At 57.0% G+C, this 16095-nt stretch carries 7 protein-coding genes and 8 pseudogenes; 8 read left to right on the forward strand and 7 right to left on the reverse strand.

Features of this window, described 5'->3' with window-relative positions; all coding sequences use genetic code 11:
* Positions 1 to 135: 135 nt before the first annotated feature.
* Positions 136 to 1308: a radical SAM family heme chaperone HemW gene (gene hemW / locus MLPF_RS10425; protein WP_045842610.1), complete on the reverse strand. Its 1173-nt coding sequence runs from the start codon at positions 1306 to 1308 to the stop codon at positions 136 to 138.
* A gap of 576 nt (positions 1309 to 1884) precedes the next feature.
* On the opposite strand from hemW, the gene MLPF_RS17690 reads away from it, so the two are divergent.
* The 4 genes and pseudogenes from MLPF_RS17690 to MLPF_RS10445 all read left to right on the forward strand — a co-directional run bounded on the left by MLPF_RS17690 (position 1885) and on the right by MLPF_RS10445 (position 4923).
* Positions 1885 to 2358, forward strand: a complete 474-nt coding sequence (locus tag MLPF_RS17690) for a hypothetical protein (RefSeq protein WP_050039214.1) — start codon at positions 1885 to 1887, stop codon at positions 2356 to 2358.
* A 60-nt stretch (positions 2359 to 2418) separates the two neighbouring features.
* Positions 2419 to 2751, forward strand: a complete 333-nt coding sequence (locus MLPF_RS17695) for a hypothetical protein (protein WP_237817188.1) — start codon at positions 2419 to 2421, stop codon at positions 2749 to 2751.
* Positions 2752 to 2961: 210 nt separating this feature from the next.
* Positions 2962 to 3973: pseudogene (locus MLPF_RS10440) on the forward strand (FAD-binding oxidoreductase); the annotation flags it as partial.
* 29 nt (positions 3974 to 4002) lie between these two features.
* Positions 4003 to 4923: pseudogene (locus tag MLPF_RS10445) on the forward strand (diacylglycerol kinase).
* Here MLPF_RS10445 and MLPF_RS10450 read toward each other — a convergent pair.
* The 3 genes and pseudogenes from MLPF_RS10450 to MLPF_RS10460 all read right to left on the reverse strand — a co-directional run bounded on the left by MLPF_RS10450 (position 4904) and on the right by MLPF_RS10460 (position 7393).
* The gene (locus MLPF_RS10450) at positions 4904 to 5416 is read right to left on the reverse strand and encodes a DUF3145 domain-containing protein (RefSeq protein ID WP_045842609.1); all 513 of its coding nucleotides are present in this window, start codon (positions 5414 to 5416) and stop codon (positions 4904 to 4906) included. The pseudogene MLPF_RS10445 and the gene MLPF_RS10450 overlap by 20 nt on opposite strands.
* A 139-nt stretch (positions 5417 to 5555) precedes the next feature.
* Complete coding sequence (locus MLPF_RS10455) at positions 5556 to 6377, reverse strand: serine hydrolase domain-containing protein (protein WP_045842608.1); 822 nt, start codon at positions 6375 to 6377, stop codon at positions 5556 to 5558.
* Positions 6377 to 7393 (reverse strand): annotated as a pseudogene (locus MLPF_RS10460) (class I SAM-dependent methyltransferase). The gene MLPF_RS10455 and the pseudogene MLPF_RS10460 overlap by 1 nt, the downstream one beginning before the upstream one ends.
* A 96-nt stretch (positions 7394 to 7489) precedes the next feature.
* On the opposite strand from MLPF_RS10460, the gene MLPF_RS10465 reads away from it, so the two are divergent.
* Both MLPF_RS10465 and MLPF_RS10470 read left to right on the forward strand, forming a co-directional pair.
* The gene (locus MLPF_RS10465; RefSeq protein ID WP_045842638.1) at positions 7490 to 8575 is read left to right on the forward strand and encodes an S-(hydroxymethyl)mycothiol dehydrogenase; all 1086 of its coding nucleotides are present in this window, start codon (positions 7490 to 7492) and stop codon (positions 8573 to 8575) included.
* 53 nt (positions 8576 to 8628) lie between these two features.
* A pseudogene (locus MLPF_RS10470) lies at positions 8629 to 9158 on the forward strand (MBL fold metallo-hydrolase).
* A 143-nt stretch (positions 9159 to 9301) separates the two neighbouring features.
* On the opposite strand, the gene MLPF_RS10475 reads toward MLPF_RS10470, so the two are convergent.
* Together MLPF_RS10475 and lnt are read right to left on the reverse strand one after the other, a co-directional pair.
* Complete coding sequence (locus MLPF_RS10475) at positions 9302 to 9622, reverse strand: hypothetical protein (protein WP_050039217.1); 321 nt, start codon at positions 9620 to 9622, stop codon at positions 9302 to 9304.
* Between the two features lie 63 nt (positions 9623 to 9685).
* Positions 9686 to 10547, reverse strand: a pseudogene (gene lnt / locus MLPF_RS10480) (apolipoprotein N-acyltransferase); the annotation flags it as partial.
* A 255-nt stretch (positions 10548 to 10802) separates the two neighbouring features.
* On the opposite strand from lnt, the pseudogene MLPF_RS10485 reads away from it, so the two are divergent.
* A pseudogene (locus tag MLPF_RS10485) lies at positions 10803 to 11509 on the forward strand (Rossmann-fold NAD(P)-binding domain-containing protein).
* Positions 11510 to 13248: 1739 nt separating this feature from the next.
* On the opposite strand, the pseudogene MLPF_RS10490 reads toward MLPF_RS10485, so the two are convergent.
* Positions 13249 to 14064, reverse strand: a pseudogene (locus tag MLPF_RS10490) (hypothetical protein).
* Between the two features lie 320 nt (positions 14065 to 14384).
* On the opposite strand from MLPF_RS10490, the pseudogene MLPF_RS10495 reads away from it, so the two are divergent.
* Positions 14385 to 15572 (forward strand): annotated as a pseudogene (locus tag MLPF_RS10495) (cytochrome P450 family protein).
* The last annotated feature ends 523 nt before the right edge of the window (positions 15573 to 16095 follow it).

The following is a 16095-nucleotide window of genomic DNA, read 5'->3' on the forward strand; positions in this document are numbered from 1 at the left end:
GCCCAAACCTGCCGCTGGCAGCATAATTGGGTTTGACTTTTTCCTAAAACATCAAAGTTGTAATCCGGCTGTATACTGAGATCAACCAGATGATCGGACACTAGCTCTAATTTGCAAACGGAGTAATCCGTCGGGTTATCCCAGCAGCGTGCGCACCACCGCATCGGCGAGCAGCCTTCCGCGGAGGGTAAGAACCAGACTGTCCCCCTCGAATACCAACAGACCTTCAGCGACCACATCATCGGCGCGTTTGCGTTCGACAGCCCTCAGCTGAGCAAGGGGAATACCTTGGCGTAGAAGGGTTTTCAACAGTACATCTTCAGTATGAAGAGCATCCGCACCAAGCTGTTCGAAATCCGCAATAGGAAGCATTGCATTGCCCAGCATTTGGGAATAGGCTTTGGGGTGCTTAACATTCCACCAGCGCGTTGTGCCGACGTAACTGTGCGCCCCCGGTCCTACTCCCCACCATTGACCGCCGTTCCAGTAGCCAAGGTTGTGCCGGCATTCACCGCCTGGTCTAGACCAGTTGGACACCTCGTACCAGCTCAACCCAGCAGCGGAAAGGCGAGCGTCGACCAGCTCGTAACGATGCGCCAACACATCTTCGTCGGGAGTGGTCAGCTCACCGCACCGGATCCGCCGCACCAACGCGGTGCCATCCTCGACCACCAAGGCATACGCAGATATGTGATCGACACCGGCTTCGAGTGCAGCGTCGACAGAACACACCAAGTCATCATCAGACTCCCCCGGCGTCCCGTAGATCAGGTCGAGGTTGACGTGTTCGAAGCCTGCGGCCACCGCCTCGCGAGCCGCAGTCAATGCCCGGCCAGGTGAGTGCACCCGACCGAGAGCGGCCAACACCCGTGGCGCCACAGACTGCATGCCAAGTGATATTCGCGTGTAACCAGCCGCGCGGATCGTTTCGAAAAATTCCGGCCAGGTGGATTCAGGATTGGCCTCAGTGCTCACCTCGACATCCGGTGCCAGCACGAAATGCTCCCGCATCATGTCGAGCAGCGTGGCCAGGCGCCCACCACCCAACAGCGATGGCGTTCCTCCACCGACAAACACGGTGTTCACTGTGGGCGCAACCAGCCGAGCAGCCGCCAGTTCGAGCTCAGTCCGCAATGTCGCCAACCAGGTATCGGGGTTGACACCACCCAGTTCGGCCGGAGTGTAGGTGTTAAAATCACAATAGCCACAACGGGTTATGCAGAAGGGGACATGCACATACACCCCGAAAGGCGATCCGGCGTTGGGCTGCACGCCAGGCAATTTCACCGGTACCTCACGAACAGTCATACCAAATGATGATCTGGTGACCCAGTCAAGCAAGCGCCCTCAATGAACTTTATTGCTCTCCAACAGTCATCAGTAATTCCTATACCCGATACCCGCACTCCTGTCACTGACCCAACCACATTACTGTTGACGGACAACGTCGCAAGGGTGCCATGCTTCTCAGCGGATTCTCGGTTTTGTTTATCCGATCATTCAGGTTTGATTCGGTATTTTTATACTAACTAATTTAATCATCTTATCATTATCGTAATCCTCGTGAAGAAGAAAAATTTCACCTGGTTGAGTGGCCAACACCGTTATCTACGACAGAATAGCGGTGTGATCGTCGCTATTCCTAGACTAGACCATAACATGCGCACTGCGCTGGTAGCGCGACAGCACATCGATCTCAAACGTGTCCGCAGCTGTCGTTGTCTGACTTGATGCTGTAGACTCCACAACTTGTACTACCCGCTACCCATTAAATCTGCGTCGCCAAAACACCTCACTGAGTTGCACGGTCCACGCCGGCAACATTCGTGAAGGAAAACCCCCGGATGACTGCAGCCCGTCTGGCAAAAGCTCACACCTAGGGCCATGAAGGCGCTGAAAAATCATGCGCCGCTCAACGCTAACGAAGAACTCAAGAAGCCCGGGAACCCGCTCAACGTGCGGGAACACATCGAAAACATATACGCCAAAACTAAATCGACAGCATTAACAAAACCTCTGCGTGGACTCTTCTGCTGGTGGGGCCTCTATACTCAGCGTGAGCAGGCCTATGACGGCAGCTGGACTAATGACGAAAACATCGATCGGCTGGAAACCGAATACTTTCATGCTGCAGGTACACTGCGACAGGGTGCACGATCTCGACTGACGCGCTTTGCACGCTGGACCAAATCTCGACCGAGTTCGCTCGCGATACCGCCGACATCTTTGATTCGGGCAAATGTGCAATACCTCTGGATCGAGGTGGAAAACTTTACCGAAATCTCGCGGAAGCTAGACGAGGACAAACTACAGGCTACCAAGGCGTGCGGCAACTGCCCGCAGGTAGTGCTCGGCTAACCACTGGCCGATGAATCACTGGACGAGGTACTGAACCAGACCTGGGCAATCGACGAGATCGTGCACTGCTACATGGGCAAACCGGACTTCATGGATTTGCCGCGCAAGTACAAGACAGCCTATCTTCAGCCTGGAGTATATCGCGCACGAGATCAACGACATAGCGTTATCTGCGTCAACCATCCTGCACACGGACCCGACCTGGACCTGTGGGTCGGCGGTGATCTGTCGACCAACCCGATACTGATTCAGCGGGCCGGCTCCTGGGTGACGCGGAGCAAGATACCCGAAGTATGGTCAGAAATCACCTCACTGTTTCGTGACTCCGGCTACCGGCGGATTAAGACACAGCTGAAGTTCCTCATCAAGGACTGGGGCATAGAAAAAATTTAGGGATGTTCTCGAAACCGGGTACCTCAAGCCTCCTCTGATCGACGGCCCTACCCCCCGAGCCAGTAAAGTATTCGATCGATCAGGTGGGAACCCAGCAGTTTAAGAACAGGTTCAACACTGTTGAAGTTGCCGATTGCCGGTTGGTGTATGGCACCCTCCTCATTGCGGTGACTAACTTGGCCCAGCGGGGGCCGGGTCCGGACCTTATCCGGTTCCACCCCACAAAGCTTTGAGTTCGCCTCTATCAGAGGCTTCGCGGAACCCGATCGTCCGGCCAGAACTCGACTGGGTATGACCAGTTCAACGACGTGATTCTTGGGCTACGGGTAGTCTACCCCGATTGGCACACTGGCCCTGGGCAGCGCGCTCTTCTAAGCCGCGGGATCCCCGATCTGCGGCAAATACTGATAGACCCCAAGGGCGCCTCAGACATCATAACCCAGGTACGGTGGTCATGTAACCGCGCGCTGCAGACCGTTTAATACGAAGCGTGGTCGTTCCTCGATTTCGAGACCCGGGTTACGGCACTGCGGGCGGTCCACCGATACCACCGTTATTCGACTCTCTGAGAAGGCTAAGACAAGGGCCAATCTCGCCACCACCAAGTCGATCGGCAAAAGCCAAATCACTGGCGACTGCTTAGACGTCACCGTGTTCGAAGGCACCAAGGAACACGTCGAGAACCGGCAGGCCGAAACCGGTGCACTGCTGACACGGCCCAGAGCGGCACATCGCTGAGAGAGGGGCCAGTACAGACTTGGGGGGGAGCGCGACTGATTCGCCGTGCCATACCTGCGCGAAGCCCTGCTAGCAGCAAGCCCGCTCTGCGAGACGCTCAAGACCGCCACCAAATGGTCCAACATTCCCGCGCTTAAGACCACGGTCACCGACGCGCTGACCAGCGCGTTAACCGCATTGGGCACAACGGCTCTGGTGATCTGTCACGTGTCGCACGTGTACCCCAGCGGTGTGTCATTGTACTGCACGGTCGTCGCCGAGCAGCGGGACAATCCGATCGAGCAGTGGCGGGCCTCCAAGAAGACCGCTTTGGATGCGATCATGGCCACCGGCGGAAACATCACCCACAACCGTGCGGTGCACGCCGACCACCGACCTTGGATGCACAATAGAGTGGTCGATCTGGGGTATACAAGTGTTGCGTGCGATCAATGCGACGTTGGATCTGGACGAAATTCTCGGTACCGGCAAGCTGATTCCGTAACCCAAGTACGCCAGCGCGAAATCGCCCATATGATTGTGTTGACCAATCCCCTGTCGGGGCATGGCAATGCAATAGAAGCGGCACGACACGCGATCAACTGGCTGCGACAGCACGACTTGAAGATCGTGGAAATCATCGGTGATGATGCTGAAAATACAAGATATCTCGCTGACACGGCACTCGAGAAAGGCACCGACGCGGTGGTAGTGACTGGTGGTGACGACGCCATCTCCAACGCACTGCAGGTCCTGGCAGGCAACGACATTCTGATGGGAATCATCCCAGCTGGAACCGGTAACGATCATGCTCGTAAATTCAACATTCCTACAAAGGATCCCGAAGCTGCTGCCAATATCATCGTTGATGGCTGGACAGAAACCTTTGACTTGAGCAAGATTCAGTGTGGCGAGGGAAGCAAAAAGTGGTACAAGTGGTTGGCGCTGTAGCGACAACTGGATTCGATTCACTGGTGACCGATCACGCCAACAGAATGCGCTGTTCACAAGGACAATTGCGCTACTATCTGGTGATAGTCGCCGAACTGCCACAGCTGCGACCCTTGCCGTATCGGTTGGTCCTCGACGGAACCCGGGAAATCGAGAGCGATATCATGCTCGCAGCCTTCGGCAATACCCGCAATTATGTCGGAGGGACTGCTGATCTGTCCCGACGCCGATCACAGCGACGTCCTGCTCGACATCACCATGGTGAACGAAGCACCCAGGACCAAGCTGATCCACTTATTCCCTACTATAGTAAAAGGCACCCATATCAACCTCGACGGGGTCAGCACAGCGCGTGCCAAGTCAATCCACGTTGAGTGCCCCAGCATCAATGCCTATGCCGATGGCAATTTCGCGTGCCTGCTTCCCGCCGAAATCTCCGCGGTCACCGGCGCGCTACAGATCCTTCGTCCACACCGGCCACCCGTTATCCGACCCCACGACTGAGCCAGGTCACCTCACCGACGTCACCACCGTCGCGATACACCTCGAGCGCATCGTCCCACGCCGTTCCCAGCACCGAATCCAGTTCGGCGGCAAGTGTGTCGGCTCCGTGAGCCATCATCGCCCGAAGTCGCATCTCCCCGACCATGATGTCACCGTTGGCACTCATCGACCCGCTCCACAACCCCAGCTGCGGTGTGTGACTGAACCGCTGACCGTCGACTCCGGGGCTGGGATCCTCGGTGACCTCGAACCGCAGCACCGACCACGAGCGCAACGCGTTGGCCAATCTGGCACCGGTACCCACCGGTCCAATCCAGTTGGTGATCGCACGCAGCTGCCCCGGCATTGCTGGCTGCGGTGTCCACACCAAATTCGCCTTAGCCTGCAGGGTCGACGACAATGCCCACTCGACATGCGGGCATACCGCCGCGGGTGAGGCGTGGACATACACCACGCCCGCCGTGGCATCGGCAAATTGATTCGACGCACGCATCTGCTACTCCTTCGGTTCCACGAGGGACGTCTTCCCCAACGACCTGGTGAACCCGACGAACAAGATACTTGCCGATATTTGTTGTGTCTTGCGTGCCTATTGTGCCTTGTGAGACCCGTGTTGCGCTAGTCTGCAATCTCTATCGGGCGTACTCGGATATCACGGCGTCGGAAATCGCCGGCCACAGCTGCAGTGCCCACTCCCCGAAATCGCGATCCGTAAGGACCACCAACGCTAGCTCCGCCTCCGGATCGGCCCAGATAAAACCGCCTGATTGACCGAAATGGCCGTATGTTCGGGCCGAGTTGAGGGTGCCGGTCCAATGCGGTAGTTTTGAATTCTTGATCTCATAACCCAGTCCCCAATCGTTGGGACGCTGCACGCCGTGCCCGGGCAACACACCGTCCAAGTCGGGGAATTGCACAGACGTAGCTTCCGCATGCATTTGCGCCGAGACCGTCGCAGGACGCAGCAAATCACTAGCGAATGCGGCCAGATCCGCTACTGTCGAGGTGGCCCCAAACCCAGCAGCCCACGCACCATCCTTTAGCTTGGTAGCTGACATCGCCAGTGGCTCGAACACCGCCTCGGTGAGGTAACGGCCGAATCCAATCCCCGACTCCTGCTGCACAGTCTCGGCCAGCACCCTAAAGCCGTAATTCGAATAAATCCGACGGGTGCCGGGCGGGGCCATCACGTACTTGGAGTGCATCGCCAAGCCTGATGCATGCGCTAGTAGATGGCGGACCGTAGAGCCAGGCGGACCGGCCACGGTGTCAAAGTCGACAACCCCTTCCTCGATGGCGATTTGCACGGCTCGGGCCACCAGTGGTTTGGTGACCGAGGCCAGCGCGAACACCCGCTCGGTGTCGCCGCGAGCGGCCAACACGCCGGTGGGTCCGACCACCGCGGCAGCGGTAGTCGGAACCGGCCAGTCATCGATCGCGTCCAGAGCTGCCATTAGGTTAAATAGAACAATTTTGTGGCGATGTAGTAATTGTTGATCGGGTCGGACTCGATCTCGACCACCCGCACGTCGTCAAATCCGACGTCGCCGAGCATCGTGGTGGCCAGCTGCCTTCCCCACACCGCATCCAATCCGGCACCTTGTAGTGCATCAGTGAGGGTAGTGCATCAGTGAGGCCGTATACAGTTAAGTGCTCATCGAGACATCGACATTGTCTTCGAGCTGGCTTGACACCTTGATGTTGGCCATTAGGATCACATCGCCGGGTCGCAGGGTGCGATAGATCATTTTCCAGCATCCGCACCGGCTGTGTCTGATCGTGAATGGTGTCGAAAACGATGATGACATCATAGGCAGCAGCCCTATCTAACCGGACCAGATTGTGGCTCTCAACGGTCACGTTTCCTAGACTAAGTCGCGCCACCTCCGTGGTGTGGATCGCAATGGCCTCATCGAAAAAGTCGATGCCGGTGAATCGGCTCGCGGAGAAAGCTCGTACCAACACATTGATCGCATGACCACTGCCGCAATCGAAATCGGCGACGTCAGCTCCAGACCGCAAGTGTTCCGGAAAGCCGTAGACCAGGGACAGCACCACATCGACGAGCGCTGCATCAAAAATCGTACCGCTCATCTCGGCCATCAACAAGTGGAAGCGCGGATTCACCGTAGGGCAAGCCGCCGTCGACGCGGAAACCCCCGATGAGATGCTGTTCAAACCCGCTAAACAGCGGAATGAACTGAGCCACCAAGGCGAGATGATCTACCCCGGCCGCCCGCGTTAGCACGGCTGCACGGTGGGTTGGGAACGAGTAGGTCCTGGTATCGGCGTCGTAGTCAACGACATGCCCGATGGCCGTGCCATCCAACCACTCCCGGACGTAGCACTCGTTGAGCGCGGCGTCGGACACGATCTAGGTGCTAGTGGCGAGCGGAAGCTCGGCCATCGTGTCCGGTAGAGCGGTCTGGTCTCCGACGCTCATGAACAGCGCCAATCTGGCGCTGTTCATGAGCGCAACTGTCCTCTCGACGAATGCTTCGGTGGTTTCGGAGCAGGTCTCGGCTGCCCTCACACTAAGAGACGCTACAACCGTATGTTGGACACCATGAGTCAGACGGTACGCGGCGTGATTTCGCGCAAGAAGGGCGAACCCGTCGAACTGGTGGACATCGTCGTACCAGATCCCGGGCCGGGGGAGGCCGTGGTCGACGTCATCGCATGCGGAGTGTGCCACACCGACCTGACCTACCGCGAAGGCGGCATCAATGACAGGTATCCGTTCCTGCTCGGCCATGAAGCAGCCGGCACGGTTGAGGTCGTCGGGCCAGGAGTGACCGCGGTCGAGCCGGGCGACTTCGTAATCCTGAACTGGCGCGCCGTGTGCGGACAGTGCCGGGCCTGCAAACGCGGCAGGCCAATCTACTGCTTCGACACATTCAATGCCCAACAGAAAACGACGCTGACCGACGGCACCGAACTTATCCCAGCGCTGGGCATCGGAGCCTTCGCCGACAAGACGCTGGTGCACTCTGGTCAATGCACCAAAGTCGATCCCGGTGCCGATCCAGCGGTCGCCGGCCTGCTGGGCTGCGGGGTGATGGCCGGGTTGGGCGCCGCGATCAATACCGCCGCCGTGAGCCGAGACGACACCGTCGCGGTGATCGGCTGCGGCGGTGTGGGCGATGCCGCGATCGCCGGGGCCGCGCTGGTCGGTGCCAACCGGATCATCGCAGTCGACACCGATGACACGAAACTGGAGTGGGCTCGCACGTTCGGCGCCACCCACACCGTTAACGCCCTCGAACTCGAAGTCGTCAAAACCATCCAGAACCTAACCAACGGCTTCGGCGTCGACGTGGTGATCGACACGGTCGGCCAGCCCGAAACCTGGACGCAGGCCTTCTACGCTCGCGATCTCGCCGGAACCGTTGTACTGGTGGGTGTACCGACGCCCGACATGCGCCTGGACATGCCGCTGCTAGACTTTTTCTCTCATGGTGGTTCGCTGAAGTCATCGTGGTACGGTGATTGCCTACCTCAACGTGACTTCCCCACCCTGATTGACCTCTATCTGCAAGGTCGGCTGCCATTGGACAAATTCGTCTCCGAACGCATCGGGCTGGGCGACGTCGAGGAGGCATTCCATAAGATGCACTGCGGTAAAGTGCTGCGCTCGGTGGTCATACTGTGATTGAACGGGTAGTCACCGACTAGACCTTCGAACTCCACAGTGGCAGTTGGAAAATCGATAATAACATCTGAATCGTCAGTGACGACGCCGAGGTCGTGATTTTCAACGCCACCCCCACTCCTCGGCACCGATCGTGGCGGCAATCGATGGCCACACAACGTCGTGGCGGTGGTGTGTACCCATGGCCACAACAATCACATCATAGTGGCTCCCGAGCTCGGCGAGACGCTAAACGCGCCCGTTCTGTTTCACCATAAGGATGACATCGATATAGAGAATAACGCATCTGAACAAGGAGTTTCGCAATGTTTTCGACGAAGATACAGGGCGTATCGTCGGAACCGAGTTGCGAGCAGTATACACCCCGGGCGACTCCCCCTGGATCAGTGCGCTGGTATGTCGCCGAGTTGGACTCCGAAACGGGTGTGGTGTTCAGTGACGACACCTTGTTCCCCGGCGGTCCGGGCACTATCGGACGTTCGTTCTCCGATTTCCGACAATTCTGCAGTCCACCTCAGGGCGACTCGGCGTGCTGCCCACACCCATCACCCCGCAACCCACCCACAACAGGACGCACACATAAATTACACTCGGCAATCTCGCAGCAAATAAAGCTAACCGCTGTCCTGGACCCTGCGCTTATCAGCCTCGAACTCTTCCTAAGGCAATGTTCCCGAATATCGCAGCGCTACTAGCTTTTTGAATCACTCAAGGCAGACACTCTAGTCAGTGAGTTCCTAGGATCATGGCCGGTGTAGTCATCAAGAGTTGAGACAACATAGCCGAGAACGCCTTCTGCCCGGTGCAGGCCACCCAGGTCACTGACGGCGCTAAATCGATCAAGCTGACCACAAACACCGCAACAAACAGCCACACCAGAAAGCCGTACGAACTTTGATGATCAAAGGCCAGTCGCGAGTTCATGAATCTGCGACCCTGACCTTCGGTGGTGACGTTGTAGTTACCATCGACGAAACCAGCGGCCAACACCACCAACATAGCGATGGCGACAGCCAGAGAAATCCTGGCGAGCCGTCGGCTCTTCACCCACGCAGTGGATCATCGCGACAAAAGGGGCGCCAACAAAATAGCGCAAAGCCCAGGATCGCGAAATATCAGCACCAGAACCTGATATCCTAGCCGTTGGTACAGAGGGGCACTCGACGCCAACGAGACGGTGACCACGACCACACCCTGGTAGCCCAACGGGAACCACGCCAGCCAGCGACCCCCAGCATCGAAGGCCAAGCTATCGCCCGATAATCCAACGTGCACCGCCGGACATCCTACCTCGACTACGTGAACCGCGGGCAAGGCGGCCAGCTGCGGCTGCACCCAAGTCCCGTGAAACGTTGAAGTGGAACTCAAATACACCAACAACTCGGCGCCAAGCTTCACCTTACGATGAACACGGTCGGAAAACGTTGTCTCGTAGCTGATCAACGGTCCGATCACGAGTGTGGTCGGCGAGCTAATCCGCAGCACCACCGGACCAGTGTCCCGTTGCCGGTCCTCATCAGCGACTTTGGTGACTTTGGTGTAGTGGGTGGTCCAGCCAAAAACTTTCCGGAACGGCACATATGCACCGAACGGAACCAAACGGGATTTCTGGTAACTACGCAGTGTTCCGTTTTCTCCGACGAGTTTCGCAGACTTGTAGATTCGGCCGCTCGGTGCCGCAGCATCGACATTGACCAACAGGTCCACTCCCACGTGCAGCGACAAATCGATTAGCCGGTCCACGACTTCGGGGTGACTGGTAACGCCTTGTCCAACACTACATTTCTCCCCAAACCACCAAATCCGGCAGCCGACTCGCAACCGTTGTGGTGAACGTCTCGCTGGCCACTTGCTGAGCCCGCAAGTCGACAATGTTGTCTGACTGCACCAGCACCACCCGCACTGTCGGACTGCAAACCGGTGCCGGACCCAGCAAGTACCAGTCCGGGCCAACTCCTGCGCACGACATCACCCTCACTCGGAAGCCGCATACGACATCGACGCGGTACGCACCACCAAGAGCAGCTGCACCACGCCGAACTAGGTCAGCCACCACCACACCGGCACGGAAAAGCGAAGACAGACACTACACCGACGGCCAGCCGAGGATGTGCTCTCGACAGAGCTATCGAACACGCACCCATATACCACCAGAATGCCTCCCGGATTCGCTGGCGGCCAAGCGAAGAGGACGCTAAGAGCCATCAGAAATAAGGGGGTAATACGCATGGCAAACGATTTCGTCACCACCGTGCCCGATCTGTCGGTGAAGCCGGCAATCGTCACCGGGGCAAACAGTGGTCTGCGATTCGGGCTGGCTCGGCGGCTATCGGCCGTCGGCGCCGACGTCGTGATGGCGATCCACAACCGCGCCACGGTTCCCGACGCCAAACTGGCCATCAAATCCCTCGACCCATATTATTCGCTTGTCACCGCTGCGGCGTTTTGGGTGAACAACTCAACGCCGAGGGCCGCCCATAGACGTTCTGATCGACAATACCAGCGTCATCATGACACCACCGCCGACAGTTTCGAGTTGCAGTTCGGCAGCAACCATCTCGGACACTTCGCGCTGACTGCACACCTGGTGCCGCTATTGTTTTGCCACCAAGTGCGTGGTCCCGCTAACGCCGCGCATTCCAGCTTGACTAAGATCCAACTTGCAGATCAGCAGACCCTCACGCGGCCGGCAAAAGGCCTGCACTAATGGAACGTGTAATACAAGATACATATGGACGTCATGGTGTTCCACGCCCTTCCTACGGAGGAGATCGACGAGGGGATTCTGCCCGCGCTCTACACGCGTCCGCCACACCGCAAGCCGGGGACGGCGCTTTCTGCAAGCCGCGCAGCTTCGAAGAAGCGACAGGGCGGTATCGAGCCCGGCCAAGGTGCCCAAACAAGCCGGTAGACAGTGACGGCCGGCGATTGTGAGAGCTTTCTGAGCAGTTCACCGGCGCCAGTTAAGTGGCACCTAGCTAGTGACTTTGGTCGTTAGAACGTTGAGAAGTGCCTTGGAGTTTTTGGGTTGAGTTCGGTAGGAGTCGAGCCTTGTCGATGGTGTGCCACCCCATTTGCCACAGCGGTAGTGCGGGTATATGATTGGCGGTGAGCAACGTACGCAGCAGCCTGGCGTGGGGTGTAGAAGATCGCGAACCGCAGTCCGTCAGTTAGGTGGTAGCGGTTCTTACCGAGGCCCGAGCTGCACTGGCTTTTGTTGATGATGCTTGTGTCGGTGAGCACGCTGGTGCATAGGGCGCTGAACCACAGAGCCGGGGGGCTGTGCTGCCATCCTCGGTGAGAGTGGGTGATCCAGTTCAAAGGCTAGACTCGCAAAGACACAGCCCTGGTTGACCGGTTCCGTATCGAGCGGACGGCTATGGCCTACGCGCGCGGACCTGTAACGCATCGAGATGGCATAGGTGCCGCCAGCAGCCCGCATCGTCGGGGTCGTTGATAACGGTTTGATGCCCAGCAACCGCCCCATCCTTCAAATAGATTTGACTAGATTTGACGCGCAAGTGTCGGTAGAAGGCGTTGACGTTGACCTCGGTGCTGTAAGTGACTATGTGAATACTTTTTTGTCACTCACCCACCTTTGCTCCACAGCGTTAGCCGCGTTTGAAGCTTAATTTTTATCACTTCCAGTCGACCGATGTCGAGGTTATCGGCTATCAAGGCCGCGAAGAACCCCAAGCTCGGCGGGGAACATTGACCACCAGGGTGTGAGGTTTCGACTCGGCGCATCAATAGCCCCCGCCAATAGCCTCCACGGCCGTGCTCTGTCAACGGCAACATCGACCACTAGTGTTGGGCGAACATCTGGATCGCATCTGGACCCAACCGATCGCAAATTGCCTGCAGCGCGAACGGATCGATGATTGTAGTCAACTCGTTGGACAATTTGGTGAGTCCTATACCGCTTTTGCTCGCCTGCCGTTGGGTCCGCTCATGCCCGTTGAGCTACATCTTCATTGGATATGGAAAATAGGCACAGAAGAACTTGACGATGCCGGCTCGAAATCAACGTCCCAAACATAGATAGATAGAAGTAAAAACACGTTACCCGTCGCTGAAATACGGTGAAGAGAAACTACACTCCCGATGTGTTTGTCGCGGTGTAAAACAGGCGACTTCTGGACCATTTCGATCGCAGCCTTACCGGCGCCTCCAGCTACGGCCTGCCCAGCCAAATACGGGCGTACATCACGTCGATCTTGCGGTTATTCCTGGCGAAACACACCACCAGGATTAACGGTCTTCAGCGAATGATGCTACCTCCCGGTGAAACCTAATACCAATCTTTTCCAGAACCGCATGCGAAAGGATCGGATTGCCCCAGATGCTGGGTTAGCAACGCCATCACCTGCCCGCTCATCTACAGATGTGGCACATCACTGTTGAGGTGGATTCGATCCACACACCCGATATTCCAACCCACATGCCCATCACAGACATCGTGGATCCTCACCATCACAGCCATCAACGGCAGCCTCATCGGCCAAAGTCTATCCTAGCCTCAGTAGCGTACTGCGCCTGAAGTTCGTTGAACATTCGCCGAGAACGAAAGCTGGGCGACGTCTCGCGGCGCATCGTGTACATGGTGTACGTGTCGCGGTAGCTACCGGAGTCGTTTACGCAACGCCGAACTAACGGCGGAGCAATTCTCGGCGTCAGCGAATCGTGTCTACACCAGCGATTAGCGGAAGATCGAGCGGGAGAACCAATCCGGCCGCAACTCGATAACCGCCGAGACCGCGTTGAGCGCCCACATCCCGGTCGACACACACACAGCATTCCGGTTCGCGGCCCGAGCCGTCCGCGAACCGGAATGCAATCTCCTGGAAAACGCTCGGAGTGTCTTCGACCACCACCCTGTAGACGTCGTTCGTAGCCTGATGGCCAAGCCGGGATCGGGTCGTAACCGATGCGGTTGACGTGTTCCACATTGGATGTAGATTTCACCCAGGAAGATGCTATTACATCATGCACCGGGCGGCAGCAACGTGCCCGGGTTTGATGACGTCCTTCGCGGTGGTGCACTCAGTGCGAGTCACCCACTTGTCCCAGACGATGGTGATCTCGTCAAGCACGATGCCGGCAATGTGGGTAATCCTGGAGACTATGACACCCCAGACAAAAATCAACACATTGCAATTTTCCAGGAACTGGGTGAATTCAGGCTCATGACCGATGCCCCTCTCGGTCTCGTAGCCGCCTTCGTAGTTGGCGTAGTCCAGTAGGTCAAAAGACCGGAACCTACACACCTCCGAGTACAGACCCATCAGCATCATGGTAAACGGGCCATGACGCACTAATGCATTGGTTTTCAATGCAATCAGGGCGTCGACATCTTTGGTGGCGATGATGCCCACTGGCGCTGCCAGGAAACAGATGTCAATGACGTCACAACCAACCTTCCCTGCGCTGCTGACACTGGCGCCCATCAACTCGAACAGTGGATGCTTGACAACTTCGGCAATCACCATCTTCCCGACGAAACCAGTGCCCCAGAGAACACCCACTTTGAGCAGAGTTCCGACCACCTTGTCTGCACAGCACGCCACTTTCTGCTCAGCAGGGCTGTTCCCCAAAGCTTCACCCTAAGCATGGCCACAGATGCACATAGCCTCGAAATCAGTACACTTCTTACCCAACCCCCCTGGCGGTCCAGCAACTTTTGGTCGGCGGGTCTAGAACCGCGGTATCACTACTTGAACCGTAAAGCGGGACTTAGCTAGTATCTAGATATTTTCAATACAGGCATTGCACCTCAACGGAACCGGATGGTTCCAACCTAAGATTTCTTTTGCCCGATATTCTTCTTGGCGCGTTCGATTGCTGGGAGCGCGACGACTACCGCGATGGTGCTTTCGCAAGCTTGCACCGAAAACCCTCGATCTCGTTTTGGCCCGCACTCTAGATGGAAGGATCCGCGGCTAGGCAAGAGGTATTGGACCCTAACCAAGCTTGACGACGTCTCGTACGCTAACCGCCAGCCGAACATTTTCAGCTTCAGCCCCAACATCACGATCGACGACCAGACATCGGAGATAGCCGAATACTTCGGTTCGATGATGGTGCTCGATGATCCGTCGACATCAGCGGTTGCGGTCGATTGTTAGCAGAGCGTTCACCCCGAAAATGTTGAACCGCATTGAAGCATCGGTGCGCGAACGGACCCATCGGTTGGTCGCATCAATGCTCGCCAATAACCCCAACGAAGAAGCCGATCTAATCAGTGAGCTCGCTGTACCGCTACCGCTGCAGGTAAGCTACGACATGATGGGCATTCCCGAGGCGGACCATAAGCGGATATTCCACTGGAAGAACGTGATTTGGAGTGCGGCGACCCCGACTTTTCGATCGATTTCGAGGAATTCACTCACTTTGCGATGGACATTGGCCCCTACGCGAGCGCGCTGGTCGAAGATCACCGCATCAATCATCACGACGGTCTTACGACCGCCCTGGGGGGTCGATGGCGAACAACTCTCGTCATCGGAAATCGCCTCGTTCTTTGTCCCACTGGTGATAGCCGGCAACGAGACTACGCGAATGCGATCAACTTCAGGACGCTAGCCCCATCCCGCTATACCCAAGGAACGGGAAAATGGCGATCCGACTTCGATGTTCTGGCACCAACCACGGTCAACGAGACGATGCAGTAGACCTCGCCGGTGGTCTACATGCGACACACCCTGAACAAGGACATAGAACTTAAGGCACCACGCCGGCGACAAGATTCCATTTGGTACAACTCTGCCAACCACGACGAGTCAAGTTTGTTAATCCATGGACTTTGGACGTCGAATGCAACCCCAATCCGCATGTCGGTTTCTGTGGCGGAGGTGCTCATTTCTGTCTAGAAGCAAACTTAACCCGGAACGAGATCAGAGTCATGTGCGACGAATTACCCTACATCGTCGCGACAGAGGAACCCGCACGCCTGTTGTCACAATCCATCCACGTCATCAAGAATCCGAGGGTCGCCTGAGCTCCCCCAGCATGACATTAGTGTTGGCATTTACTCCAGTTTCCCACGCAAACATGCTTATTGGCAACTAATAGGTGCTGTCGAACGGGGACCTGACGATGTGCTCTGCGTGGTCCAATAGCTGGTACGTCAGTAGCTCGCAGGAAACGAATTCTTAGCATTGATGCTAACTTCCTCCCCTTCTCACTCTCCACGCATAGCGGACCCGGGGTTTGCGGTAAGCCCTGGGTCATACCGCAGAACTACTGGCCAAGAACAGAACCTGCGCAAATGGAGTCGTGAAAAGTGGCAAGTAATGCATGCCTAGATAATCTATAGTGGGCGCAGGGCCCACCGATCTGATACTGGCCGCTGAACTGTGCCTGGCCAGCGTACGACCGCCTATGCTGGAACACCCAGCCGCAATTCCGGTCCACTCTCTGGTCCGGCGGCATCGCGGGGCAGATCGTGCAACTGCTGCACTATCGGGGGGGCTGCTGAAGCGGTTAAGCACGGTCGGTACCGAACCGGCTGCACAACTCCG

The organism is Mycobacterium lepromatosis (assembly GCF_000975265.2).
Taxonomy (GTDB): domain Bacteria; phylum Actinomycetota; class Actinomycetes; order Mycobacteriales; family Mycobacteriaceae; genus Mycobacterium; species Mycobacterium lepromatosis.

Bases quoted from the DNA above. Each gene is read 5' to 3' on its own strand.
- hemW (WP_045842610.1), bottom strand. From the start codon at position 1,308: ATGACTGTTCGTGAGGTACCGGTGAAATTGCCTGGCGTGCAGCCCAAC.
- MLPF_RS17690 (WP_050039214.1), top strand. From the start codon at position 1,885: ATGAAGGCGCTGAAAAATCATGCGCCGCTCAACGCTAACGAAGAACTC.
- MLPF_RS10450 (WP_045842609.1), bottom strand. From the start codon at position 5,416: ATGCGTGCGTCGAATCAATTTGCCGATGCCACGGCGGGCGTGGTGTAT.
- MLPF_RS10455 (WP_045842608.1), bottom strand. From the start codon at position 6,377: ATGGCAGCTCTGGACGCGATCGATGACTGGCCGGTTCCGACTACCGCT.
- MLPF_RS10465 (WP_045842638.1), top strand. From the start codon at position 7,490: ATGAGTCAGACGGTACGCGGCGTGATTTCGCGCAAGAAGGGCGAACCC.